The following is a 24,334-nucleotide window of genomic DNA, read 5'->3' on the forward strand; positions in this document are numbered from 1 at the left end:
CAAAAATAACGACGATTTTTGAGTTTTGCACGGTTTGTATTGAATTTATCGTAACAATGGTGTCTTTTTTTGGTTGATTTTTAGCATATTTTCAAAAATGAAAGCATTACACGTACTTCACAACGATTTCTTCGTTGATGTATAATAGTATTTTTTTAGTGACTGAAAAGCCCATTTCTGTCAGCGTATCGGCGTATTCGTATAGTTTTTCGACGTAAAACGGATCGTGCATGCCCGTTTTGTAATCTATGATAACCGTTTCGCCGTTTGGATTGACCACAATTCTGTCGGGACGTAAAATTTTTCCAGCTTTTGAAATGATGTCTTTTTCGTTATAAACCGTATTATCTTGATGAAAATAGGTGCTAATTTCTGAGTGATTCACAACGTCACGAATACTTTCTTCCAACTTTTCGCGCTGTTGTTCGTCAATAATTCCTTTGCTGATATATTCATCCAACACAAATGCTACATCGGAAGGATATTTTATCTGCGCCAAGATATCGTGTATTAAATTTCCTTTTTCAATGGCGGCTTCTTGCGAAGTGTCCCACAACAAGCCTTGCTTGGTCATCAAATGCAAGTTGTGATCTTCTTTGGCAGTGCTGATGAATCCTTTTTGAACTTCTGTTTGAACAGGTTGTTTGGTTTCCGCTTTCGCTAGATTTTCCTCAGATTCCCCAAATGTATAGTGCAACAATTCATCGCTCCAACGTTCTTTTGTCTTGAGATAGTTGATAAACAAGCCTGAAAACGTCTGTAAACGTTCATTTCCGTTGCGATCGACATCTTTTTTGGTAATGACATGCAATTGCTGTACAGGTCGCGTAAAAGCTACGTAGAGGATGTTAAAATTGTCCAACTCCAACTGCGATTGTCGCTCAGCATACAACATTTCGCCAATTTCGCCGTATTCTTGAATCGTACTATTGAGGTTCAAATAGGCTTCTTCAAAACCGTTAAAGTCGTCTTGGTTGATGGGAAACCAGATTTTTGGTTCTACTTCTTTGTAAATGTCCGTATTGGCAAATGGAAAAATCACCACAGGAAACTCCAATCCTTTCGATTTGTGAATGGTCATAATTTGCACTGCATTTTCCGAGCCAGAAGCCATAATGCTTAAATGATTTTTTTTCTTTTCCCAATGTTCTAAAAAGCCAGCAAATCCGAGTTGTTTCTTTTGGGTGTATTCCAATACAAAATCTAAGAAAAATTGAATGTACGCATCCGATTCATTGGTAAGATGAAACGCACGCACACAATATTCCACCGCTTCGTACAACGATAATTGCAAGAAATAGGTGAAATCGAAATCAAAATCGGTCAAAGCTTGAAACATTTCTTCCGATTCAAGCGCCACGTATGTTTTTAAAAAAGTATGCTTTTGTGGTAATTGTAGCTTTTCCGTCGCCAAATAATTGAGCAAATGTAGCTTGACTTCATTATTTTTTGGTTGAATGGCCAATTTTAAAACATCGGTAATAAATTGAACTTCCTGCGAACGTTTGATTAGCAAAGTTTCCGACGAAATAATCGGAATTTCTTTTGAAGACAACATATCAGCAATGGCAATTCCTTCACTTTTTCGGCGTGTAAGTACGCAAATATCTTTATAATCGAATCCTTTTTGACATAATTCTTCAATTTTCGCGATGACTTTTTCGGGAATAATCTCGAATTCTTCTTCCACCGAATTGGCTTCGACAAAATCAAACGTTACCAAACCGCCTTTTTTGTCGTTCGTTTCTTGTGTGCTGCCGTTTTTATAAATATTTTTAAATTCCTCTTGATGAAAAAACTGCGAAATATGCTGAAAGAAATCGTTGTTAAAGTGGATAATTTCGTCAAAACTGCGGTAGTTTCTCGGAAGATTCTCGGAATGTTTTTCCACAAAAAACGGATTCACGTCGTTGTTGAGTCCGATAAATTGCTCTGCTTTTCCGCCACGCCAGCGATAAATAGACTGTTTGGCATCGCCCACAATGGTCAACGAACCACTTTTTGCGCCCAACGCTTCGGTTTGTAATTTGTTCGAAATCAACGGAATTAAGTTTTGCCATTGCATTTCGGACGTATCTTGAAACTCGTCAATAAAATAATACTTGTATTTTTCACCCAAACGCTCATAAATAAATGGCGCAGGTTCATCTTTGATGGTTTCGCTAATTAAGGTATTGAATTCGGAAATCAACAATAAATTCTGTTCATCTTTGATGGTTTCCAGCTCTTGCTGAATGGCGTTTAATACAGAAAGTGGCGTGATGTTTTTATAGAAATTTTTTAAAAAGCTCAGTTCGTAAACGTTTTGCTTGCAACTGTGATACAATGCTGTAAGTTGTGGCAATAAACCATCAATGGTAGCAGCTTTGTCCGCATCGAGTGTTTTTTTGTACACTGCTCCATCCGCCAAATTTTCAGCCAATTTATTTCCGTAGAGATTTCGTTCGTTAAAATCTTTTTCTGCAATTTTTTTAAAATGATTTGGAAGTGTTCCACGCAAAAAATCTTCGAATTCCAATCCTGCGTTGTTCAATAAGTCTAAAACGCTTTGTCCGGCTTTGGAAAGTTCATTGGAAATTGTTTCTATTTTTTGTTGCAAAATTTCTTTTAATGCTTTAAAATCTTCCAGCGTTTTGTCTTTGAGCTTCCGCAGATGTGGTTTTTCATTTTCGTTTAAGAGTAACTTTGCAATCTTATTCAAATCGAACGCAATGTCCCAGCTTTTATCATCATCGGCTTTTTCAAGCGCGTATTCAATCAATACATCTGAAATGAGTTGGTCTTCGCCTGCTTTTGAAATCAATTGATCTACGGCTTCGTTGAGTAACGCGTCAGTGTCCAATTCTACTTCAAAGTTCAACGGAAGCTTTAAATCGTACGCAAAGGTTCTGATAACGCTGTGCGTAAATTTATCAATCGTGGCTACTTCAAAAAACGCGTAGTTGTGCAAAATGCTTTTCAGTACTTCTTTGGCTTTTTGCTGTAATTGCGCTGGATGCAATTTCAAATCGGCAGCCAACTCTTGAAACATTGGTGAATGTTCCGCAGTTTCATCAAATGCAAATATATTGAGGTTTTGAATGATTCGCGCCTTCATTTCCGCCACCGCTTTATTGGTAAACGTAACCGCTAAAATTTGCTTGTATGCGTCTTTTTGAACGGAAGAAAGCAAAATACGCAAGTAGTCTTTAACCAACGTATAGGTTTTTCCAGAACCAGCAGAAGCATTGTAAATAATAAAAGGTGTAGCCACAGAAGTTTGTTTAACGTTTTACAAAGATACTTTAAAAATCCACGTTTCTTTTGGATAACAAAAAATCCAGCTTTATTATAAAGCTGGATTTTTCAATTTTATACGTGTGACTATTAACAAACATATCCTGGACAAGAAATTCCGCCAGAGTTTCCGCCAGTTCCGCCGCCACCTCCAGTGGTTCCGCCACAATTATATACAGTGCAGTTGGCAAAAGAATAATCGTTGCAATCTGAATATTGCGTACAGGTAACGGTTAAATCGCAATCGGAAATACAAGTTTCTGCTACCGATAAATCAATAGGTTCACAGAAATATCCTGTTCTACCACCTATAATATCTTCAGGTTTTAGCGTTGAAATTTTTGTTTTTCTAAACATCAATTTTTGTGTGAAATTCTTTTTTTTCATGATTTAAAAGTTTTGGTTACTATTATATTTTATGAAGGTTGTTAGCTGGTTAGACTAAAAATCTTCTTTAAAGATAACGAAAAGTATTTCAAAAAAATTGTGGTAGCTGTTGCTATTTCTACGTCGTGTTTGATTTTAGAGTGAAAATTCTAGCGAAAAACGGTGTTAAAATTAGTAGCGCAGCATAGATTAACTTTATGTGAATATTATCATAATCTTTCTAGACAGCTTTATTTTGTTGATAGTTATGATTAAATTTGTAAACATAAAAACAAATGTTTAACCAAAAAAACAATCATAATGGCTTTTGAATTACCGAAATTACCATACGCATACGATGCTTTAGAACCACATATTGACGCAAGAACGATGGAAATCCATCATTCAAAACATCACAACGGATATACGAACAAATTAAACGCTGCGATTGAAGGAACCGATTTAGAAGGAAAATCAATCGAAGATATTTTAACGAACTTAGATATGAGCAACAAAGGAGTTCGTAACAATGGTGGCGGATTTTACAATCACAGTCTTTTTTGGGATGTGATGAATCCAGAAGATAGAGGATATCTTTCAGGAGAATTAAAAGATGCTATTGAAGCAGAATTTGGTTCAAAAGATGCTTTTATTGAAGCATTTAGCAACGCAGCAGCAACACAATTTGGATCAGGTTGGGCTTGGCTTTGTGTTCACAAAGGAGGAAAAGTAGAAGTATGTTCTACTCCAAACCAAGACAATCCGTTAATGCCAGGTGTTGGTTGTGGCGGAACGCCAATTTTAGGATTGGATGTATGGGAACATGCATATTACCTAAATTATCAAAACAGACGTCCAGATTATATCGAAGCATTTTTTAAAGTGATTAACTGGAACGAAATAGAAAGACGTTACGCGGAAAGCAAATAAGAAGTGAATTTCTTAAAAATATGGAGAAAGGCGAACAGCGATGTTCGTCTTTTTTGTTTTTTTGGAGTCAGGAGTCAGGAGTCAGGAGTCAGGATTTTTTATGATGTCATTCCTGCGTAGGCAGGAATCCATGATTTTCAAAATAGATTAATGATCAAATTTAATCTAAAAAGTCGCGTCAAACTAAATCAGACTTTGTTTGATGTTTCAACGTGGATTCCGCATCACGTGCGGAATGACAGTTTATAAGAGAGAATCGCGGCAAACGAAACTTGATTCAGTTTCCCATAAGAGTAAGAGACCACTTAAAAAAGTGAATTAAAAAAATTTGAGTAAGCATTCTAACAGCTGACAACGTCGGCGATCTAATATCTAACACTAACAGCGAAGTGTTCTAAAACTGTTAGCAATAAAATTAACATTAATATATAAAAGACAAGAAAAAAAGTGAATTAAAAAAATATCTGAGTAAGCATTCTAACAGCTGACAACGTCAGCAATCTAATATCTAAAAAGCGAAAGCGGTCTAAAAGCTTAACTATAAAACATAAAAAAAGGTGGAAAAAACCACCTTTTTTTGCCCCAAATCTTACCATGAACTTAACCTACTTATGCTATGGCATTGCTAATGTAAGTAGACTCGTTAGAAAAGCACTAATAAATCAGACCAAATACCTTTTTTTTAGACTAAGTGTACGATTTAACTTTTTATTATGAGCTTAGAAGCGAAACAAAGAAAATTCTTTCAAAAAAAATTCTATTTTTTAAAGCGTATTTTATGCTTAATAAGCACGCTCTTTATTTCCTTCATAAAAATTAATAAAAGCTCTATTAACCACACGATTTCCACCATTGGTTGGATAGTTTCCTGTAAAATACCAATCGCCTAAATTTTTAGGGCAGGCTTCGTTCAAATTGGCTACTTTTTGGAAAATAACATCCACTTCGGCGTTTACCGAATCACTTTTGATAAGTTCACTGATTTTTTCTGATATTTCTTCGTCTGTAAAAGGCGCATAAATTTCTTTTACGAAGTTTTGTACATCAATATCTTTTAAGTTTTCTTGCAATTTGCATTTGCGATATACTTCCGCTACCAAATCGTACTGATTGCGCTCTTTTAGTAGCTCTAAAGCAGCTCTAAACGCAATTAAATCTTCCATGCGCGCCATGTCAATTCCGTAACAATCTGGATAACGAATTTGCGGCGCAGAAGAAACCACTACAATTTTCTTTGGATGCAAACGATCCATCATTTTGATGATGCTTTTCTTCAACGTAGTTCCACGCACAATACTATCGTCAATAATCACCAAGTTGTCTTGCGGTTTTATCACACCATAAGTAACATCGTACACGTGCGCCACCAAGTCATCTCTGCTGCTGTCTTCTGTGATAAAAGTTCGTAATTTTACATCTTTAATGGCAATTTTTTCAACCCTTGGTCGCTCGTTGAGAATTTCTTTTACTTTTTCTGCCGATAAGGAACGTTGCCCGTTTAAAATTTCTTTGGTTTTACGTTCATTCAAATATTCTTCAACCGCTTCCGTGAGTCCAAAAAAGGAGGTTTCTGCGGTGTTTGGAATAAAGGAAAATACGGTGTTTTTAATATCGTCGTCAATTGACTTTAATACTTTTGGCAACAATAATTTCCCAAGCATTTTTCGCTCTTGATAGATTTCAGCATCGCTTCCGCGCGAAAAATAAATTCGCTCAAACGAACATGCTTTGCGTACCAAAGGCTCTAAAATTTCTTTTGTATGTACGGAACCATCTTTTTTGATGATTAAGGCGCTTCCAGGCTCAATTTCTTGTACATTTTCAAAATCTACATTGAATACTGTTTGAATCACAGGTCGTTCCGACGCAACGACTACTATTTCGTCATCTTGGTAATAATACGCTGGACGAATTCCCGCAGGATCGCGCAATACAAACGAATCTCCGTGACCTAACAATCCTGCCATTGCATAACCGCCATCCCAATCTTTTGCCGATTTTTTTAAGATTTTGGCAATATTCAAACGCTCCGCGATTAACGGAGATGCTTCTTGCTTGTTATAACCTTCTGCTTTGAGTTTTTTATAGATTTTCGCCACCGCGTCATCCAAAAAGTGCCCGATTTTTTCCATAATGGTAATCGTATCTGCCTTTTCTTTTGGATGCTGTCCCAAGCTGATCAACTTTTCAAAAAGCTGATTTACATTGGTCATATTAAAGTTTCCAGCGACAATCAAATTACGATGCATCCAGTTGTTTTGTCTTAAAAACGGATGTACACTTTCAATACTATTTTTACCAAAAGTTCCATAACGAACGTGTCCTAAAAACAATTCACCTACATACGGCAATTCCTTCTTTTGGCGCGCTACATTAGTATTCAATTCCACATCTTGCTCTAAAATAGCGTTGATGCGTTCTTTTACCTGCGCAAAAATATCTTGTATCGGTTGTTGTTTGTTGGAGCGAATTCTGCTAATATAACGTTCACCAGGATTCATATTGAGCTTGATACTTGCCAATCCGGCGCCATCTTGTCCTCTATTGTGTTGTTTTTCCATTAGCAAGTACATTTTATTGATGCCATAAAATGCCGTACCATATTTTTCTTTATAGTACTCTAATGGTTTTAATAGCCGTAACAGTGCAATACCGCACTCGTGTTTCAAAGCGTCACTCATTATATCGTTTGTGTTGTTGTGTGTATTGTAATAAAAAAGCGCTCATTATTGAGCGCGTTTCTTTAATTTACTTCTATTTCAAATTGCGTTAGTTGTTTAAACTGCTGCAAGCGTTCCGTAATTTCTTCGTCTGTGAGCGATTCCATGCGTTCTGTTCCAAACTTCTCTACACAGAAAGAAGCTAAGTTAGAACCGTAAATAATCGCGTTTTTCATACTTTCAAATGAAATGTCTTCATGTTTTGCCAAATATCCTGAAAATCCTCCTGCAAAGGTATCTCCAGCACCAGTTGGGTCAAAAACTTCTTCTAACGGCAATGCTGGTGCAAAGAAAATATTGTCGTCGTTAAAAATCAACGCGCCGTGTTCTCCTTTCTTAATTACGACATAATCAGGTCCCATTTCATGAATTTTCTGTGCAGCTTTCACCAACGAATATTCGCCTGATAATTGACGCGCTTCTTCATCATTAATTGTAATTACATCTACTTTTTTGATGACTGCTAACAAATCGTCCCAAGCGCAATCCATCCAAAAGTTCATGGTATCCAACACAATGAGTTTTGGTGTTGAGGTCATTTGGTTAATCACACTCATTTGGACGCCAGGATGCAAGTTTCCTAACATTACAATTTCAGCATCTTTGTAATTTTCAGGAACGACAGGATTAAAATCTGCCAATACATTAAGTTCTGTAACCAACGTATCTCTAGAATTCATATCGTTGTGATATTTTCCGCTCCAGAAAAATGTTTTTCCGCCTTTTACCACTTCGATTCCTGAAATATCAATATTTCTAGCTTTCAACATATCAAGATATTCCTGTGGAAAATCTTCTCCTACTACTGATACAATTGCTGAATCTACATTAAAATTTGCTGCGGATAATCCGATATATGTAGCCGCGCCACCTAAGATTTTATCTGTTTTTCCAAAAGGCGTTTCAATAGCATCAAAAGCAACCGTTCCTACAATTAATAATTTGCTCATCTTTAGAATTAAAATTTTTTGCAAACTTACATAAAATTTTTCCAAGAAGAATAGCTTGTCTGCCTAGATGTCTGTTTTGCGTTTTTTTTAATAAAAATTAGGTATATAGGTGTTATTCAACGCGTTCTTTTAATGCCATAAAGTTATGATAGGGCGCACGTGTAAGGGTACTATTGACAAACCAATCGGGGAGATTTCCGCCAGGATCGCCATACATTTGATGGGTAACTTTAATACCGTCATCGAGTTGTTGTAACAACCAGAATCCTTCAAAGGTTGTAATACGTAAATAGTCGTCATTTTCTGGATAACGATTGGACGCGGATGAAATTTCAATTTTGATGATATCGTCTGTTATTCTAAGAAGTTTGCAGGCAATCACCACATCTCTATTGCGTACTGGCCAAGGCAAATCGAGCGCCATCCATAACAAATATTCATCGTCTAGCGATTTGTTTAAGAGTTTGCTGTCTAAAGCTTTATAATTCCAATCTTTTAAAGAATCGCCATCCAAAATCACGTTTAGTACCGTATCTAACGAACTTTGAACGGTCATTTCTGCTTTGAAAAGTTTTAAATTGCTGTTTTTTTTGGATTTGACATAAATTTTAATGTCATCCTTGTCCTTTTTCAGCTTCCAATCTTTTTGGGCAAAAGCAGAAGAAAAAACTAAAAAACTAACAATAGCAATACAAATTTTCATCTTCGATTTGAGAATTTAAGATGCGCAAAAATACAAATTAATCTTGTGAAACTATGATTTACAGAAGTTTACTACTTTCGCTTTCAAAAAACGTATCAATTTTTAATTTTTCTTTTTTGGAAGCTTCCACCGCTAAAAAGTCGCAACGTTCATTTTGTGGATGGTTGTTGTGCCCTTTAATCCATTGGAAACGGACAATATGTTTTCGGTAAATTTTTAAAAAACGAGTCCACAAATCAGCATTCTTTTTCCCTGAAAATCCTTTTTTTTCCCAACCAAAAACCCACTTTTTCTCTACGGAATCCACCACATATTTGGAATCTGTAAACACTTTGACGTCGGTGTGCATAAATTTCAGTTTCTCCAATGCTACAATTACAGCCAACAATTCCATCCGATTATTGGTGGTTTTTCGATAGCCTTCCGAAAATTCTTTTTTATACGGTTTTCCAACCCATTCCATCACAATGCCGTAACCGCCAGGACCTGGATTTCCTCTAGATGAGCCATCGGTGTAAATATGTACATCTGCCATTAGTGTGCGTTTGTCAGGATGTTTTCAATAACTTCAGGAAAGTGTTTGTATTCCAATTGATGAATTTTTTGCGCAAGTGTTTCAGGTGTATCTTCTGATGTAATTGCTGTTTTTGCTTGAAAAATAATGGCACCTTCATCATAGTGCTCGTTTACATAATGTATGGTAATGCCGCTTTCTTTTTCATTATTTTCAATGACAGCGTTGTGTACATGCGCTCCGTACATTCCTTTTCCGCCATACTTTGGAAGCAATGCAGGATGAATGTTAACAACTTTATTTGGAAACGCTGCTAGAATATGCGCTGGAAATTTCCACAAAAAACCAGCCAACACAATCAAATCAACGTGTGCGCTTTTGAGCAAATTCAGTACATCATTACTGTGATATAACGCAGTTCGATTAAAGCTTAAACCGCTGATTTTATGGTTTTTAGCCCTGTCTAAAACTTTGGCATGCTGATTGTTAGTCAGAATTTGAACGACGGAAGCTGTATTTCGCTCTTGAAAATATCGAATTATATTTTCAGCATTTGTTCCGGAACCTGAAGCAAAAATAGCAATACGCTTCATAAAAAGAATGAAATTTAGTGACGGTTGTTTCGACAAAAAAAAGAATAATTATTAACAAAATGAAGGCAAAAGCAAATTACTTGTCCTAAAAATTTAGTAAATTAGAACACATTTTTTGCACAAAATGTTGTTTTAAACCAAAGTTTTTTATTTTTGCCAACAATTAAATTTTAAAAACTATAAGATTATGTCAGACATTGCATCAAGAGTAAAAGCGATTATCGTAGACAAATTAGGTGTAGATGAGAACGAAGTTGTTCAAGAAGCTAGCTTCACAAATGACTTAGGAGCAGATTCATTGGACACTGTGGAATTAATAATGGAGTTTGAAAAAGAATTCGATATCCAAATTCCAGACGATCAAGCAGAAAACATTGCAACTGTAGGTCAAGCGATCTCTTACATTGAAGAAGCAAAAAAGTAAGAAAAGAATAAATTTTCTATATTAAATTACATTAGAATGCATATTTACATGCATTCTAATGTTTTGTTAGAAGGAATTTCTTCTTAATTTTTTAAACGAACTTATCAAAGATGGAATTAAAGCGAGTTGTAGTTACAGGTTTAGGAGCATTGACTCCAATCGGAAATACAGTAGAAGAATATTGGAATGGACTAATTACAGGAAAAAGTGGTGCGGCTCCAGTTACGTATTTTGACGCTGAAAAATTCAAAACGAAATTCGCCTGTGAAATTAAAAACTTTGACGTCACAGATTTTATCCATCGAAAAGAAGCGAGAAGAATGGATAAGTTTTCGCAATATGCCATGGTAGCTTCCGATGAAGCCATTGCAGATTCGAAACTTGATATGGACAGCATCAACAAATTACGTGTTGGTGTGGTTTGGGGCGCTGGAATTGGTGGCTTGGAAACTTTTCAAGAAGAAGTAATCAACTTCGCCAATGGTGACGGAACTCCAAAATTCAATCCGTTCTTTATCCCAAAAATGATTGCAGACATTGCGCCTGGAAATATTTCCATTAAATACGGATTTATGGGGCCAAACTACACTACAGTATCTGCGTGTGCATCGTCAGCCAATGCAATGATTGATGCTTTAAATTACATTCGATTAGGACATTGTGACGTAATTGTTACGGGCGGAAGTGAAGCTGCTGTTACCATTGCAGGTATGGGCGGATTTAACGCTATGCACGCCATGTCAACACGAAATGATGATCCACAAACGGCCTCAAGACCATTTGATGCCAACCGTGACGGTTTTGTATTGGGTGAAGGTGCTGGAGCGATTATTCTAGAAGAATATGAGCATGCCAAAGCCAGGGGCGCTAAAATATATGCAGAAGTTGTTGGTGGCGGATTGTCATCCGATGCATATCACATGACGGCTCCACATCCTGATGGAATTGGAGTGATGGCAGTAATGCGTAACTGTCTTGAAAACGCAGGAATGCAGCCAGAAGAAGTAGATCACATCAACACACATGGTACATCAACGCCACTTGGTGATGTTGCCGAATTAAAGGCAATATCTGAAGTATTTGGTGATCATGCTAAAAACATAAATATCAACTCTACCAAGTCCATGACAGGACATTTGTTGGGAGCGGCTGGTGCTGTTGAAGCTATTGCTTCTATCTTATCCATTGAGCATGGAATTGTGCCTCCAACCATCAATCATTCTACAGTAGATGAAAATATTGATCCGAGTCTAAACTTAACGCTAAATAAAGCACAAAAACGAGCAGTCAAAGTTGCCATGAGCAATACCTTCGGTTTTGGCGGGCATAATGCGTGTGTATTATTTAAAAAGTTAGACTAGCCAATGAATTTTGTTCGCAAAATATTAAATTCCCGTACTGATAGTGATGGGGATTTTTTTGTTGAACTTGAAGATATTCTCGGATTTAAAACCAAAAAGAAAAAAATTTACAAGAAAGCGTTTACGCATCGTTCGATGAATCAGAAAGACTCGAAAGGGAATTCTGTAAATTACGAGCGCTTGGAGTTTTTGGGAGATGCGATGCTGAGTAGTGTCATTTCTGCTTATCTCTTTAACGAAGTTCCGTCGGGAAACGAAGGCTATCTCACTAAAATGCGTTCTAAAATTGTAAGTCGTGAGCATTTAAACGAATTGGGACGCGATTTAAAATTGATTGACTTGGTGCGTTCTCGCATTCCGAAAGACAATTTTGGAGAAAACATTCACGGAAACATATTTGAAGCGTTAATTGGTGCTATTTTTCTTGACAAAGGATATAATTATTGCGAACGTTTTATTCACTTACGTGTGATTTCTCCGTATGTAGACATAGAGCGTTTGGAAGGAAAAATTATCAGCTACAAAAGTTTGCTCATTGAGTGGTGTCAAAAAGAAAAGAAAAACTTCAAATACGACGTCTACGAAGACACCGGAAATGATGAATTGAAGCATTTTGCCGTAAAATTATTTATTGACAATCGCGTTGTGGCAAAAGCACGTGCAACTTCCAAAAAGAAAGCGGAAGAAAAAGCATCCAAACGCGCCTTTTTTGCCTTTCAAAAGCAAATTACAAGTTAAATTTTAGCCCTAAAACGGTTCTCATATTCTAAAATTCGGAACAGATTCACCTCAATTTTACGATTTCCAAAAAAGAAACAGCAAGCTATAACGTTTTCGTTATCAAATCTTCACAAACATTACCAAAAATTAACCTTTATGTAGTCATTATATCCTATATTTACATTTGTTAATTATAAGATTTATGGCAATTCATAAACTCTTTGAGGATGATTTTGAAGACGATACCTATACGTTAATTGCAATTCATTGTTCAGCGGAAGATTATCGATTGGCGTATCTTTTAAACAGCAATTTGAATCTGCGATTAGCACGAAAAGAAGAAGATTTGGATTATAATTACATGGAAGCTTCTTTCTCTATTTACGAATGGAATGATGAAAAGAACTTTGTCAAATGGAATTTGGTCGCAAATACAAGCAAAAAAGAAGTAGAACAAGTTGCTAGTGCAGGTTCTTTATTTTCTGAGCAAACAGGAAAAAGAACGGTTTCCAAATATTTGATTCCAGAGCAAAAAAGAGTAGATTATTTTGTGAAAATATCTAGCGAAAATCATGTAAAATCTCCTAAAATTATACTGTCTAACATCAATGCCATAGCAGAAGTTATTACGGCATATATTGTAGACGCAAACCAACTAAAATCTAAAAACAATTTAATTTTTGAGTAATGCCAAAAAGAAAAAAGACGAAAATAGTAGCTACACTTGGACCAGCATCAGGATCAAGAGAAGTCATGAAAGAAATGATAGAGCAAGGCGTAGATGTATTTCGCATCAACTTTTCGCATGCGAATTATGAAGACGTAAAAGAGCGTATTGCTATCATTCGCGAACTCAGTGAAGAATACGGATTTAACACGTCCATCTTAGCCGATTTACAAGGGCCAAAATTGCGTGTGGGCATCATGTCAGAAGACGTGATTGTAGAGCCTGGCGATCATATAAAATTCTGTACAGGAGAAGAATTCAAAGGAACTTCTGAGAAAGTGTATATGAACTATCAAAACTTTCCGCGCGATGTAAAATCTGGAGAACGCATTCTTCTCGATGACGGAAAACTCATCTTTGAAGTTGTCGATACAGATGGCGAACAAGAAGTGACCGCAAAAGTAATTCAAGGCGGACCGTTAAAGTCGAAAAAAGGGGTGAATCTGCCAAATACAAACATTTCATTGCCTGCATTGACCGAAAAAGATGTAGAAGATGCCATTTTTGCTATTGGACAAGAAGTGGATTGGATTGCACTCTCATTTGTACGTCACAGTCAAGACTTGATGGATTTGCAAGCGATTATCAACGAGCATTCTAATCATAAAATTCCAATCATTGCGAAAATAGAAAAACCAGAAGCAGTTGAGAATATCGATAAAATTGTGGCTTATTGTGATGGTTTAATGGTAGCACGAGGCGATTTAGGGGTAGAAGTGCCTGCGCAAGAAGTACCTTTGATTCAAAAACAATTGGTATTGCGTGCTAAAAAAGCCAGAATTCCAGTCATCATTGCGACACAAATGATGGAAACGATGATTACAAGCTTAACGCCAACAAGAGCTGAGGTAAATGACGTTGCCAATTCGGTAATGGATGGTGCAGACGCCGTGATGCTTTCTGGAGAAACCTCTGTGGGAAAATATCCAGTGCAAGTTATTGAGCAAATGACACGTATCATTAAAAGTGTGGAAGATTCGCCATTGATTCAAGTGCCGCATTCGCCACCGCATATTCGTACCAAAAGATACATCACAAAATCAGTGTGTTATCACGCATCGCACATGGCAAACGAAATCAAGGCGAAAGCCATTTGTACTTTGACCAATAGTGGATACACCGCATTCCAAATTTCGGCGTGGCGACCAGCGTCACACATTCTAGTATTTACATCCAACAAACGAATTCTGTCACAACTCAACCTTCTTTGGGGCGTAAAAGCATTTTACTACGACAAATTTGTCAGTACAGATGATACGGTTGATGATGTAAATTTAATTGCGAAAGAAAAAAAGTTTGTCAAAAAAGGCGATATGCTCATCAACTTAGCAGCCATGCCAATTACAGACAAAGGAATGGTTAACACCTTGCGTGTTTCATTAATTGAATAAATAACGTATAAAATTATTTCATATATTGCAATATGCTTCTTTACAAACTTTGTATAGAAGCATATTTTTTTAACCAAACAAAATTTCCCTTATGAATGAAGACTTTTTAGACGAAGTCGGAAAAGACCCGCGAAAACCTCGTAGCAATTTTAATGAGAAGCCTGCTGATTCGCAAAATCAGACCGAAGAGCCGCCAGTAACGAATGACGAATACAAGGAAAAAATCAACAAGAATATTAAAAAGGGTTGTGTTGGTTGTTTGACGATTTTTGTCTTTTTAATGTTGATTGGATATTGTGCTGACAGAATGTTAGAGCCTGAAGGCGATGATTTACGCTACGAACTTTTTGAAAAAGACGTTGCACAACTCACTAGCAATGTTTCGGAAGATGAACCGCTAACTATGATTGCTAAAAAATGTATAGAATCGAGTATTTACATTGAAACGCAAGAAAAAAAGTTTCTACAAAAAACAAAAACGACCAAAAAGAATATTAGCAAAAACACAGTAGAATATTTTACACGAATTAATGAAAATAAATTATTAGTATTGGTCAAACTTCCCGATTTAGGAAAAATAGAATCTTCTACAAAAGACGTCTTTTTTGAAGCCTTGTTGGAGTGTTATTCCTATGTAGAAAACAGTTTAGGAATAGAAGAATACTTCATCGGAGTTCAGTTTGGAAGTAGTTCGTACATGGTGGAAGCTCCCGAAAAATACGAAGATGCTGTACGACAAGGAGAAAGAAGAATTTTACCATTTTACGACGAAATGATACAAGACAGTTTATCAATTGAAAACTAACATAAAAACGTTAAAATGTTACCAGAATTACACCAAAACATTGAAAAGCTTACGCAGGATTTCGACTCAATTCCGTCAGAAAGAAAAGCACAGTTGGAAACACTTTCTGCTTACATTCAAGAAAAATATCAGGCTCAAAAAACGCCCAAACTAATCGTTATTTGTACGCACAACTCCAGAAGAAGTCACTTAGGACAATTGTGGTTGGCAGCTGCGGCAGATTATTACAAGTTACCTAACGTAGAAACCTATTCTGGAGGAACAGAAGCCACAGCATTTAATCCGAATGCGGTAGCGGCTGTACAACGAATTGGTTTTCAAATTTCCAAATTAGTGGAAGCAGAAAATCCTATTTACAAAGTGCAATGGCAGGAAAATCAAGAAGCATATCATGCATTTTCCAAACGTTTTGAAGAGGCTCCAAATCCAACACAAGAATTTGCTGCGATTATGGTTTGCTCAGAAGCAGACGAAGGTTGTCCGTTTGTACCTGGAACCGATTTTAGAATTGCACTACCATTTGAAGATCCAAAAGCCTTTGACGGAACACCGAAAGAAGCCGAAAAATATGACGAACGCTGCCAACAAATCGGAACGGAAATGTTGTATGTGCTGTCGAAAGTTTCGGTGTAAACTAAAAGGTTGAAAATTGAAAGATTAAAAAATTGGTTTTCAAATTAGTACATTATAAAAAGTCGTCACTTCGAGTAAAATTCTGCAAGAATTTTGTATCGAGAAGTGCTATGAAAACCAATTACTTCAAATCACTTCTCGATACAAATTTGCTACGCAAATTCACTCGAAGAGACGTTCATTTCCTTATTGTCATTCCTGCAAAGGCAGGAATCCAAAATACTTCATGGTGGATTCCGTATCAAGTGCGGAATGACAAAATGTAATTCAAGCGTCATGCTGAACTTGATTCAGCATCTCACAACAAGCTAAAAATCAAAAATCGGCAATCGTACATCAAATAGATTCCTGCCTCCGCAGGAATGACAGACAAAATTAGATATCTAAGAGCTACAGCAATCTAAAGTGAAGCACGTCTAAAAGATTCTGCGCAAGCGGAAACAAGTCTAAAAATCAAACTTCAACTGCACTGAAAAACGCTGTTTTTCCTCAGGTTTTTGCTCTTTCTTTTGATCCTTATCCGTGTTCAAATTGCTCAACGAAATGCCTAACAAACGCACGGAATCTTTCAATTTTTCTTGATACAACAATTCTTTTGCAGTTTCTAAAATCAAGCTTTTATCAGAAATATAATAGGCAATCGTTTTGCTGCGGGTTTGTGTCGTGAAATCGCTATATTTAATCTTTAGCGTGATGGTTTTTCCAGAAACATCATAGCGTTTTAGTCGCTTTTCGAGTTCTTTGGCGATATTTTCGAGCTTCTCCAGCATAAAAATTTCACTAGTCAAATTGTCTGAAAACGTTCGTTCCGCGCCCACCGATTTCGCAATTCGATTCGGTTTTACAGCACTCAAATGAATCCCACGAACCACGTTGTAATAAAAACTTCCCGATTTCCCAAAATGCTCCGTTAAAAAATCAACATCTTTGGTTTTTAAATCTTTTCCCGTAAAAATTCCCAACTGATACATGCGCTCCGCGGTTACTTTTCCAACGCCATAAAACTTCCGAATGTCTAAATTCTCTAAAAATTCCAACACTTCTTCTGGCGGCACCGTTTTTTGTCCGTTGGGTTTATTGTAATCACTAGCAACTTTGGCAATAAACTTATTAATGGAAATTCCCGCAGAAGCGGTCAGACCAACATTTTCTAAAATTTTTGCACGAATTTCTTCGGCAATCAAAGACGCGCTCGGATTTCCTTTTTTATTTTGTGTAACGTCCAAATACGCTTCATCTAGTGACAACGGCTCTACCAAATCGGTATACTCATAAAAAATAGCGCGAATTTGTTGTGAAATCTCTTTGTAGCGGTCAAATCGTGGTCGGACAAAAATTAATTCTGGACATCTTTTTTTAGCCAAAAATCCGCTCATCGCGCTGCGTACACCAAACTTTCTAGCTTCGTAACTTGCTGCACTTACCACGCCACGCTTAGCACCGCCACCAACAGCCAACGGTTTTCCTTTCAATTCAGGATTGTCCAATTGTTCTACAGACGCATAAAACGCGTCCATATCAACGTGAATAATTTTTCGCAACGGGAAATCGAAATCCATATTCAAAATTATGATATCTTTAGCCTATATTATAGTTTTCATGCAAGAAATAGAACGAAAATTTCTCGTCAATAATTTACAATTTAAAGAAGAAGCCACCAATGCTTTCGAAATTGCACAAGGTTTCCTCAACACACATCCCGAACGTACGGTGCGCGTTCGTATCAAAGGACAGCAAGGATTTTTAACCGTCAAAGGAAAATCAAACGAAAGTGGTACGAGTCGTTTTGAGTGGGAAACTGAAATTCCTGTAGCAGAAGCGAAGCAATTATTGGTACTTTGTGAAAAAGGCATTATTGAAAAAAAACGCTATCACATTCCACACGGAAATCATATTTTTGAAGTTGATGAGTTTTTTGGAGATAATGAAGGATTAATCGTTGTAGAAGTCGAATTGCAACACGAAAACGAAACGTTCTCCAAACCAACGTGGCTTGGAAAAGAAGTCACAGGACAACCCAAATATTACAACTCACAACTCAGTAAAAAACCGTATAAAACCTGGCATCATGAATAAATATATCTATTTCATTCTTATCGCAATTTTGAGTGTTTCTTGCAATGATTCAACCCAAAAAGTAACGAAAACGGAAACTAAAAAAACTGTTGAACCATCCAAAGATGTAAAAAAATATTCACGAGAGTATATTCAAAAGCTCATGAACAAAGGTCATAAAATCATCGAAATGACGGACCCAAAAACGAAGGACACCATTTTAATGCAGGAATATTTTATTGCATTTCTGAAAAAAGGAGAAAATCGTTCACAAACCCAACAAGAAGCAGACAGTTTGCAGCGTTTGCACATTTTACATCTCAAAAAAATGTATGACTTAGGCTATGCGGATATTTCCGGACCTTTTGGTGAATTGGATGGCGACATTCGCGGTATCACCATTTACAATGTTCCAACGCTTGAAATGGCAGACAGTTTGGCAAATTCTGATCCATCTGTAAAAGCGGGGCGACTCAAAATTGAAATGCATCCTTGGTGGGCAGGAAAAGGCTATTATTTGCGATAAATTTATTCCTGTGAAATTTAAAACGTATTTCAAAAAATCACTACAAATTTTCTTGTGTATCGCTATTTTGATACACTTCACGATTAAAGACACGTTTTACCTTTCCTCCTTGCTATTTTACACAACGCCGCTTCCGCTGATTGCACTTGGGTTGTTGTTTTTACTGTTATTTGTAAAGGCTTCCGCCAGAAAATACTATGTGATAGCTGCAGTTGTCATTGGCGGAATTTGGTTCACTAGAAGCTATACATTTTCGGCTAAAGTTGCTACTGAAAATGCTACGGAAGTTGTACTTTGGAATGGTTATCGACGTGCCAATTTTGAAGATGCTTTTGCAGAAAGTAACTCCATTCCTGATGTATTGGTGATGATTGAAGCAGATGAAAAAAACTATCAAAAAATTCGTGAAAACTATCCAAACTACCATTTTGAATTGACCGAAAAAGCGATTGGAATTTTTTCCAAAACGCCTGTACAAATTCACTCCAATATCAAAACAGAACAGCATGTTGTTGTGGTTCATTTTAGCACAAAAAACACAAATTTTTATGCCATAGATGTTTCTGCAGACTTGCGATTTTTTCGAAAAAACATGCTTCAAAGTGTGCTTTCTGAAATAAAAACAAGCGAAAAAAATATCATTTTGGGTGACTTTAATACACCTTTTGAGTCAATTTTCTTTGAAAATTTCAAAAAAAATTACCAACATGCATTTGCAGAAAAAGGCAACGGATTTCGAGAAACGTGGTTTTGGAACATTCCGCTCTTATCATTAGACCACATCTGGGTTTCCAACGATTTAGAAATTCTAAAAACGGAAAAAATAAGTACGTGGAAATCCGATCATTCCATGCTGAAAATGTACCTCAAAAATGAGTCCGTCAAAAAATAAATTTGGAAATTTAAAAAATCATATTCTATATTTGCAACCGTCGAAAAGCGACAGAAAAAATTAAGTAGTAACAAAAACGAAAACGTGCAAAAAGTAAAATTTACATATCGAAACAGTGTTGGAAACATTCCGATGCACGACTTGGGTTTTGCCAGTTGTACATTTCAATAGAAATATAACTCATTAATAAAAACCCGAGTCCAACAAAGGCTCGGGTTTTTTAATGCTCATTTTTTAAAAATATGCTCGCAAAAGCAACAAAACATATCGTAACAAACACTGTGAATGCACAGCTATTGTTCATTTTAGAACCAAACTATTCTTTGGGTTAAAAGAATATATACAACATTATCAAAGCTCGGTTCTATGGCAGAATCGGGCTTTTTTGTTTTATAACAACTTGAAACATAAAAATCGTGTAGCTACACAAAAAGAACAAATGAATTTAATCAAACAGATGGAGCGACTGTAAACTCGGGAGTGTGTTTTCAGTGCTAACTAAAAAGAATTTTTAATCATAAAAAAACAAACAATGCGACAAGAAAGACAAACACGCAGATTTAAAATTTTCACTGAAAATAACACTCAAAAAATACAGTCATGGAAACACAACATATACATCGAAAACACATTTCGAAATCCCGACGATTAAAGGAAAAATTAGCCGCAAAAGCAAAGGAAGCAGCATTACAAGAATGCTTACAAAAACATAACAAAGCAAAAAAAGTACTGTTTCCAGCATTGGTCGAAAAAATTTATGAAGGCAAAGAACGACTTGAGTATGAAAGTGGTTCGTTAGCTCATATCTTGGCAAATCAGTTCGGAGGGTTTCACAAGAAAAAGCAGTCACGCCGACGTGAAGCATTCAAAGAAATACTCTTGCATCTATACAAAAAACGTTGTACAAAGTTGCTGAGAAATGAGCATTACTTACGCGTAGTTTCACTAATTGCTTGGTTTAGCACTTCGGCAGTTCGCGATATCGCTACTTGGAAGCGAAATAGTCACAATGCAGACAAACAACTGAAAAGTATTATTACACACTGTTTTGTAACCTATGAAGTTCCTGCATTTATGTACGAAGCTTGGTTCGATTTCAATCGCAAACACATTTCTTGGTTTATCGATTTAGGACGTGGACAAAGTGTAAAAACACTTACCAAAGTGCCTGTACGATTAACGAAAAAAGGAGCACATCAATTTTTACAAGCTCCTGCCGAATACACCATTGAAATGGCATTGCGAAGAGCACAAGCCTTGGCTTTTGGAAACGATGAATTGCTAGCAGGACGCATTGCATGTACAAGATTGAGTAGAAATGGTTTTCGACACGAAACTTTCTGGGAAACGGTGATTCAGTTCTTGATGAAGCAAACGATGTTGGATTTCAATAAGATGGAAGAAATCATCGATTATTTGAACGATTGTATTCGCAACAATCCTGACTATTCTATCAAAGGACGCACCATTGCATCGCTTACCAGACAATCGGATGCATGGCATATAGAGCAAGCGATACACAATGCCAATAAGGTGGAAAAATTTACTTGGAAACCTACACTCGATACGTCTTTTTTTATGGCTAAAAAGAACGGAAGTGATGTAAAAAAATATCGTTTGTTCGAATTGTGCTCTTCGGAAGAGTTGATTAGAGAAGGACGAAAAATGAATCACTGTGTAGCTTCGTATGCGCGTTCATGCTGCGTAAAAGTAGCCGCGATATTTACGCTACGATGTGTTAGTTTTTCTAAAGGATTAGAAACTTTAGCAACGATTGAAGTTGATATCAAATCGCAGACTATCGTGCAAGCAAAAGCACGATTTAATCAGCCAATTTCTCCAATCGCCCAAAAAATAATGACAGATTGGGCAATGGAACACGAATTAAAAATCGGGAAATGGCTTTAAAATTTAAAAAATGGCAAAATTAAAATTACGAGGCAAAGACCTCATCGAAATAGGATATCCACAAAAAGGAAAAGCAATTAGCATCGCTATAGATGTCATGCTGAAAAACTTTAGACGCGAACGAAAAGACAAAGTATTACAGCGACTCAAAACAATTCTAAAAAATCCTGAAAAGTATCTAGGTGACGGAATTGTGGGCAAAATAGCGGAAGAATTGACAACGCCTGTACACGTGGAAGCACAACAATTAGCAACAACACGCGCACCGTTTACCATTTTTGGCGAAAACGGAATTGCAGACGAAGCAAAACATCAGTTGTACACCGCATTAAAATTACCAATTGCAAAAGCTGGCGCCTTAATGCCCGACGGACATTCGGGTTACGGTTTGCCAATTGGCGGTGTGTTGGCAGCAAAAGATGCGGTAATTCCGTATGGTGTTGGCGTGGATATTGGTTGCAGAATGTGTTTATCAATGTATGATATTCCTGCAAGTTATATAGACGGACATCGCGATAAGTATGTGAATATGTTGCAAGAACATACCAAATTTGGAAGTTACGAAACGCACAAGCGCATCAATGACCATGAAATCTTTGAGCGCTCGGAATTCAAAGACATTCCAACGGTAAAAAAACTGTTCAAAAAAGCATATACACAATTGGGTTCGTCAGGTGGCGGAAATCATTTTGTAGAATTTGGAATCGTTGAGATTTCGGATGAACACAACGAATTCAACATGCCTGTCGGAACATATTTGGGCATTTTATCGCACAGCGGATCACGAGGTTTGGGCGCAAACATTGCCAAGCATTATACAAAATTGGCAATGCAACAAACGCCTTTACCTGGAGAAGCAAAAAATCTAGCATGGCTCGATTTGAATACGCACGACGGACAAGAATACTGGCTCGCAATGAATTTAGCAGGCGATTACGCTTCGGCGTGTCATCATGATATTCACAAGCGTTTAGGAAAAGCGTTAGGAGCAAGACCGATAGCAATGGTGGAAAATCACCACAATTTCGCTTGGAAAGAAATGGTCTACGGAGAAGAATTGGTAGTACACCGAAAAGGAGCAACGCCTGCGCAAAAAGGCGTGTTAGGCATCATTCCAGGTTCCATGACAGCACCAGGATTCATTGTCAGAGGCACAGGAAACAAGCATTCGTTGCAATCGGCTTCACACGGAGCAGGACGACAATTGTCCAGACGAAAAGCCAAACAAACCATCACGCAAAGTGACATTAAAAAGCAATTAAAAGATTGTGGAGTTACGTTGATTGGTGGCGGCATTGACGAAGCGCCAATGGCATACAAAAACATTCATCAAGTCATGAGCAATCAAACGGAATTGGTGGAAGTTGTCGGAACCTTTACACCAAAAATTGTGCGCATGGAATAGTACACTTCGACAGGCTCAGTGTACGCTAGTTTGGCACAATGTACGTTGCTCCACTCAACGTAGGTTATACTGAGCTTGTGGAAGTAGAGTTGCGTCTTCACAAACATACTAGGGAAACTGCGGTTCTCAAGGTTTCTCTAGTATTTTAACAGAAGACCTAAGTTAATTATTGAAATAACAAAAAGAAATTTTAAACAAAATGGCAACATATACCAACGATATATTATACCTGCAGGCTTTGGATAGCTATTCGTATGATTTGGAGCAATGTGTGCAAAAATTGCAATACATTTTGGGTGGAGAAGATCACGCAGGAGCGAATTATTTGATGGGTAGAATTTACCACGAGCAAATGCGCGATTACCCAAAAGCAAAAGAGTATTATTTGCGTGCGTTGTGCATTGACCACGAATATGTGCAAACGTATTATTACTATCCGTTTTTATTGATTGATTTGTGTGATTATAAAGAAGCGGAACATGTATTGGAAGTTGGTTTTTCATTACCACAAACCGATAAAGCAAGTTTGTACTTTGCACAAGCATGTATACATGAAAAACAGGAACAATTCAAACAAGCTAAAAAAAGTTTGAAAGCTGCAAAACATGCGGCATTGAATACGAGTTTCAGATACTTTATTGACGAACAACTACGACGTATAGAAGAAAAAATAAACGTTGGAAAGAAGTCAAAAAAGAAGAAAGCAAAGCGGAAAAATAAAACAACTACCAACGTGAAATTTAATTCTCTGTTGGATTGATTTTTCGCTTGAAACAAGAGTCTAGAATCTTGAATCTAGACTCTTTTTTTATCTCTTATTTCTCAGCAATCCAGCAAAGGTCTTCTCCAATATAAATCATGGTTGGACAAAATGCTGTGATTAAAGTGACTGTAGTTGTTGTGGCAACTCCTCCTGTAGTTTGCTTAGCGTTCAACTTTGAAATAGAACGCTTTTGTAACTGCATTTTTTTGATACTTTTTTTCATCTTATTTCGTTTTTGGTTAGAAATGTTTGCGATACATCTATTCTTTATCATTGTAAAATCTCTATAGTATTGAGTGGCAAAATATTTTCTATAGAAAAACTTTATACAGAAAAGAAGTAAATGTGAGCATTTTAAAACATGAGGAAAGCAATAGTTGCTTCACTTTCCTCATGATCAACTTATTTTGCATCAGAAAGACAAACATCTTCGCCTCCTTGCATAAAAGATTTTGCCGTAATGGTCAATAATGAAGTTGTCCCTATTGTTGTAGTAGTTCCAATTCCACCTTTTACATTGTGCGCATTTAATGTAGAAATTGAGCGCTTTTTTAACTGAATTTTTTTCGAACTTTTTTTCATCTGTTGATTTTTATTTGGTTAATACGTTCTCTCCTAGAAGATTTACCTAAAATCACAGTATTACGTCAAAACACAATTGAATTCGTATCA

Annotated in this window: 25 protein-coding genes; 15 read left to right on the plus strand and 10 right to left on the minus strand. The window is 36.7% G+C overall.

The features are described 5' to 3' along the window. Positions 1 to 106: 106 nt before the first annotated feature. Both C8N46_RS13945 and C8N46_RS13950 read right to left on the minus strand, forming a co-directional pair. Positions 107 to 3,253 (minus strand): UvrD-helicase domain-containing protein, encoded by a 3,147-nt coding sequence (locus C8N46_RS13945; protein ID WP_108115518.1) that lies wholly within the window; start codon positions 3,251 to 3,253, stop codon positions 107 to 109. A 113-nt stretch (positions 3,254 to 3,366) separates the two neighbouring features. Further along, positions 3,367 to 3,663: a hypothetical protein gene (locus C8N46_RS13950; RefSeq protein WP_108115519.1), complete on the minus strand. Its 297-nt coding sequence runs from the start codon at positions 3,661 to 3,663 to the stop codon at positions 3,367 to 3,369. Positions 3,664 to 3,963: 300 nt separating this feature from the next. Between C8N46_RS13950 and C8N46_RS13955 the strand changes: the two genes are divergently transcribed. Beyond that, the gene (locus tag C8N46_RS13955) at positions 3,964 to 4,572 is read left to right on the plus strand and encodes a superoxide dismutase (protein ID WP_108115520.1); all 609 of its coding nucleotides are present in this window, start codon (positions 3,964 to 3,966) and stop codon (positions 4,570 to 4,572) included. 782 nt (positions 4,573 to 5,354) lie between these two features. Here the strand turns inward: C8N46_RS13955 and C8N46_RS13960 are convergent. The 5 genes from C8N46_RS13960 to purN all read right to left on the minus strand — a co-directional run bounded on the left by C8N46_RS13960 (position 5,355) and on the right by purN (position 10,052). After that, complete coding sequence (locus tag C8N46_RS13960) at positions 5,355 to 7,253, minus strand: amidophosphoribosyltransferase (RefSeq protein ID WP_108115521.1); 1,899 nt, start codon at positions 7,251 to 7,253, stop codon at positions 5,355 to 5,357. A gap of 62 nt (positions 7,254 to 7,315) precedes the next feature. Further along, a complete protein-coding gene (locus C8N46_RS13965; protein WP_108115522.1) occupies positions 7,316 to 8,242 on the minus strand; it encodes a PfkB family carbohydrate kinase in 927 nt (308 codons plus the stop codon). 112 nt (positions 8,243 to 8,354) lie between these two features. Then, positions 8,355 to 8,945, minus strand: coding sequence for an START domain-containing protein (locus C8N46_RS13970; protein WP_108115523.1), 591 nt, complete (start codon positions 8,943 to 8,945; stop codon positions 8,355 to 8,357). A gap of 58 nt (positions 8,946 to 9,003) precedes the next feature. Next, positions 9,004 to 9,480 (minus strand): ribonuclease HI, encoded by a 477-nt coding sequence (gene rnhA, locus C8N46_RS13975; protein ID WP_108115524.1) that lies wholly within the window; start codon positions 9,478 to 9,480, stop codon positions 9,004 to 9,006. Beyond that, the gene (gene purN, locus C8N46_RS13980) at positions 9,480 to 10,052 is read right to left on the minus strand and encodes a phosphoribosylglycinamide formyltransferase (protein ID WP_108115525.1); all 573 of its coding nucleotides are present in this window, start codon (positions 10,050 to 10,052) and stop codon (positions 9,480 to 9,482) included. The genes rnhA and purN overlap by 1 nt, the downstream gene beginning before the upstream one ends. Before the next feature lie 187 nt (positions 10,053 to 10,239). Here purN and C8N46_RS13985 point away from each other — a divergent pair, with 187 nt between their 5' ends. From C8N46_RS13985 to C8N46_RS20525, 8 genes are all read left to right on the plus strand, one after another. Then, entirely contained in the window at positions 10,240 to 10,476 is a 237-nt protein-coding gene (locus C8N46_RS13985) for an acyl carrier protein (RefSeq protein ID WP_108115526.1), read from the plus strand. Positions 10,477 to 10,586: 110 nt separating this feature from the next. Further along, positions 10,587 to 11,837, plus strand: coding sequence for a beta-ketoacyl-ACP synthase II (gene fabF, locus C8N46_RS13990; RefSeq protein WP_108115527.1), 1,251 nt, complete (start codon positions 10,587 to 10,589; stop codon positions 11,835 to 11,837). A 3-nt stretch (positions 11,838 to 11,840) separates the two neighbouring features. Further along, complete coding sequence (gene rnc / locus C8N46_RS13995) at positions 11,841 to 12,575, plus strand: ribonuclease III (protein ID WP_108115528.1); 735 nt, start codon at positions 11,841 to 11,843, stop codon at positions 12,573 to 12,575. Between the two features lie 184 nt (positions 12,576 to 12,759). Beyond that, entirely contained in the window at positions 12,760 to 13,245 is a 486-nt protein-coding gene (locus C8N46_RS14000; protein ID WP_108115529.1) for an IPExxxVDY family protein, read from the plus strand. Beyond that, positions 13,245 to 14,675, plus strand: coding sequence for a pyruvate kinase (pyk, locus tag C8N46_RS14005; RefSeq protein ID WP_108115530.1), 1,431 nt, complete (start codon positions 13,245 to 13,247; stop codon positions 14,673 to 14,675). Before C8N46_RS14000 ends, pyk begins: the two co-directional genes overlap by 1 nt. Positions 14,676 to 14,766: 91 nt before the next feature. Further along, entirely contained in the window at positions 14,767 to 15,480 is a 714-nt protein-coding gene (locus C8N46_RS14010; RefSeq protein ID WP_108115531.1) for a hypothetical protein, read from the plus strand. A gap of 15 nt (positions 15,481 to 15,495) precedes the next feature. Beyond that, positions 15,496 to 16,113 (plus strand): low molecular weight phosphatase family protein, encoded by a 618-nt coding sequence (locus C8N46_RS14015; protein WP_245896865.1) that lies wholly within the window; start codon positions 15,496 to 15,498, stop codon positions 16,111 to 16,113. A gap of 110 nt (positions 16,114 to 16,223) precedes the next feature. After that, positions 16,224 to 16,379 carry a hypothetical protein gene (locus tag C8N46_RS20525; RefSeq protein ID WP_158269153.1) on the plus strand — a complete coding sequence of 52 codons (156 nt, stop codon included), beginning with the start codon at positions 16,224 to 16,226 and terminating at the stop codon, positions 16,377 to 16,379. A gap of 180 nt (positions 16,380 to 16,559) precedes the next feature. Here the strand turns inward: C8N46_RS20525 and dinB are convergent, their stop codons facing one another. Further along, positions 16,560 to 17,672 (minus strand): DNA polymerase IV, encoded by a 1,113-nt coding sequence (gene dinB, locus C8N46_RS14020; protein WP_108115532.1) that lies wholly within the window; start codon positions 17,670 to 17,672, stop codon positions 16,560 to 16,562. Positions 17,673 to 17,712: 40 nt separating this feature from the next. Here dinB and C8N46_RS14025 point away from each other — a divergent pair, with 40 nt between their 5' ends. From C8N46_RS14025 to C8N46_RS14050, 6 genes are all read left to right on the plus strand, one after another. Continuing rightward, a complete protein-coding gene (locus C8N46_RS14025) occupies positions 17,713 to 18,189 on the plus strand; it encodes a CYTH domain-containing protein (RefSeq protein WP_108115622.1) in 477 nt (158 codons plus the stop codon). Beyond that, entirely contained in the window at positions 18,182 to 18,694 is a 513-nt protein-coding gene (locus C8N46_RS14030) for a YciI family protein (RefSeq protein ID WP_108115533.1), read from the plus strand. The genes C8N46_RS14025 and C8N46_RS14030 overlap by 8 nt, the downstream gene beginning before the upstream one ends. 10 nt (positions 18,695 to 18,704) lie before the next feature. Next, positions 18,705 to 19,586 (plus strand): endonuclease/exonuclease/phosphatase family protein, encoded by an 882-nt coding sequence (locus C8N46_RS14035; RefSeq protein WP_158269154.1) that lies wholly within the window; start codon positions 18,705 to 18,707, stop codon positions 19,584 to 19,586. Between the two features lie 600 nt (positions 19,587 to 20,186). Beyond that, positions 20,187 to 21,494, plus strand: a complete 1,308-nt coding sequence (locus C8N46_RS14040; RefSeq protein ID WP_108115535.1) for a PcfJ domain-containing protein — start codon at positions 20,187 to 20,189, stop codon at positions 21,492 to 21,494. A gap of 10 nt (positions 21,495 to 21,504) precedes the next feature. Further along, positions 21,505 to 22,899 carry an RtcB family protein gene (locus tag C8N46_RS14045; protein WP_108115536.1) on the plus strand — a complete coding sequence of 465 codons (1,395 nt, stop codon included), beginning with the start codon at positions 21,505 to 21,507 and terminating at the stop codon, positions 22,897 to 22,899. A 199-nt stretch (positions 22,900 to 23,098) separates the two neighbouring features. After that, entirely contained in the window at positions 23,099 to 23,659 is a 561-nt protein-coding gene (locus tag C8N46_RS14050) for a hypothetical protein (RefSeq protein WP_108115537.1), read from the plus strand. Positions 23,660 to 23,714: 55 nt separating this feature from the next. On the opposite strand, the gene C8N46_RS20530 is transcribed toward C8N46_RS14050, so the two are convergent. Continuing rightward, positions 23,715 to 23,885 (minus strand): hypothetical protein, encoded by a 171-nt coding sequence (locus C8N46_RS20530; protein WP_158269155.1) that lies wholly within the window; start codon positions 23,883 to 23,885, stop codon positions 23,715 to 23,717. Between the two features lie 179 nt (positions 23,886 to 24,064). After that, positions 24,065 to 24,244, minus strand: coding sequence for a hypothetical protein (locus C8N46_RS14055; RefSeq protein ID WP_108115538.1), 180 nt, complete (start codon positions 24,242 to 24,244; stop codon positions 24,065 to 24,067). Positions 24,245 to 24,334 lie beyond the last annotated feature (90 nt).

The organism is Kordia periserrulae (assembly GCF_003054265.1).
Taxonomy (GTDB): domain Bacteria; phylum Bacteroidota; class Bacteroidia; order Flavobacteriales; family Flavobacteriaceae; genus Kordia; species Kordia periserrulae.

Bases quoted from the DNA above. Each gene is read 5' to 3' on its own strand.
- C8N46_RS13955 (WP_108115520.1), top strand. From the start codon at position 3,964: ATGGCTTTTGAATTACCGAAATTACCATACGCATACGATGCTTTAGAA.
- C8N46_RS13985 (WP_108115526.1), top strand. From the start codon at position 10,240: ATGTCAGACATTGCATCAAGAGTAAAAGCGATTATCGTAGACAAATTA.
- C8N46_RS14050 (WP_108115537.1), top strand. From the start codon at position 23,099: ATGGCAACATATACCAACGATATATTATACCTGCAGGCTTTGGATAGC.
- C8N46_RS14025 (WP_108115622.1), top strand. From the start codon at position 17,713: ATGCAAGAAATAGAACGAAAATTTCTCGTCAATAATTTACAATTTAAA.
- C8N46_RS14040 (WP_108115535.1), top strand. From the start codon at position 20,187: ATGGAAACACAACATATACATCGAAAACACATTTCGAAATCCCGACGA.
- C8N46_RS20530 (WP_158269155.1), bottom strand. From the start codon at position 23,885: ATGAAAAAAAGTATCAAAAAAATGCAGTTACAAAAGCGTTCTATTTCA.
- rnc (WP_108115528.1), top strand. From the start codon at position 11,841: ATGAATTTTGTTCGCAAAATATTAAATTCCCGTACTGATAGTGATGGG.
- purN (WP_108115525.1), bottom strand. From the start codon at position 10,052: ATGAAGCGTATTGCTATTTTTGCTTCAGGTTCCGGAACAAATGCTGAA.
- C8N46_RS20525 (WP_158269153.1), top strand. From the start codon at position 16,224: ATGAAAACCAATTACTTCAAATCACTTCTCGATACAAATTTGCTACGC.
- C8N46_RS13960 (WP_108115521.1), bottom strand. From the start codon at position 7,253: ATGAGTGACGCTTTGAAACACGAGTGCGGTATTGCACTGTTACGGCTA.
- C8N46_RS13970 (WP_108115523.1), bottom strand. From the start codon at position 8,945: ATGAAAATTTGTATTGCTATTGTTAGTTTTTTAGTTTTTTCTTCTGCT.
- C8N46_RS13950 (WP_108115519.1), bottom strand. From the start codon at position 3,663: ATGAAAAAAAAGAATTTCACACAAAAATTGATGTTTAGAAAAACAAAA.
- dinB (WP_108115532.1), bottom strand. From the start codon at position 17,672: ATGGATTTCGATTTCCCGTTGCGAAAAATTATTCACGTTGATATGGAC.
- C8N46_RS14000 (WP_108115529.1), top strand. From the start codon at position 12,760: ATGGCAATTCATAAACTCTTTGAGGATGATTTTGAAGACGATACCTAT.
- fabF (WP_108115527.1), top strand. From the start codon at position 10,587: ATGGAATTAAAGCGAGTTGTAGTTACAGGTTTAGGAGCATTGACTCCA.
- rnhA (WP_108115524.1), bottom strand. From the start codon at position 9,480: ATGGCAGATGTACATATTTACACCGATGGCTCATCTAGAGGAAATCCA.
- C8N46_RS14055 (WP_108115538.1), bottom strand. From the start codon at position 24,244: ATGAAAAAAAGTTCGAAAAAAATTCAGTTAAAAAAGCGCTCAATTTCT.
- pyk (WP_108115530.1), top strand. From the start codon at position 13,245: ATGCCAAAAAGAAAAAAGACGAAAATAGTAGCTACACTTGGACCAGCA.
- C8N46_RS14030 (WP_108115533.1), top strand. From the start codon at position 18,182: ATGAATAAATATATCTATTTCATTCTTATCGCAATTTTGAGTGTTTCT.
- C8N46_RS14045 (WP_108115536.1), top strand. From the start codon at position 21,505: ATGGCAAAATTAAAATTACGAGGCAAAGACCTCATCGAAATAGGATAT.
- C8N46_RS13965 (WP_108115522.1), bottom strand. From the start codon at position 8,242: ATGAGCAAATTATTAATTGTAGGAACGGTTGCTTTTGATGCTATTGAA.
- C8N46_RS14015 (WP_245896865.1), top strand. From the start codon at position 15,496: ATGTTACCAGAATTACACCAAAACATTGAAAAGCTTACGCAGGATTTC.
- C8N46_RS14010 (WP_108115531.1), top strand. From the start codon at position 14,767: ATGAATGAAGACTTTTTAGACGAAGTCGGAAAAGACCCGCGAAAACCT.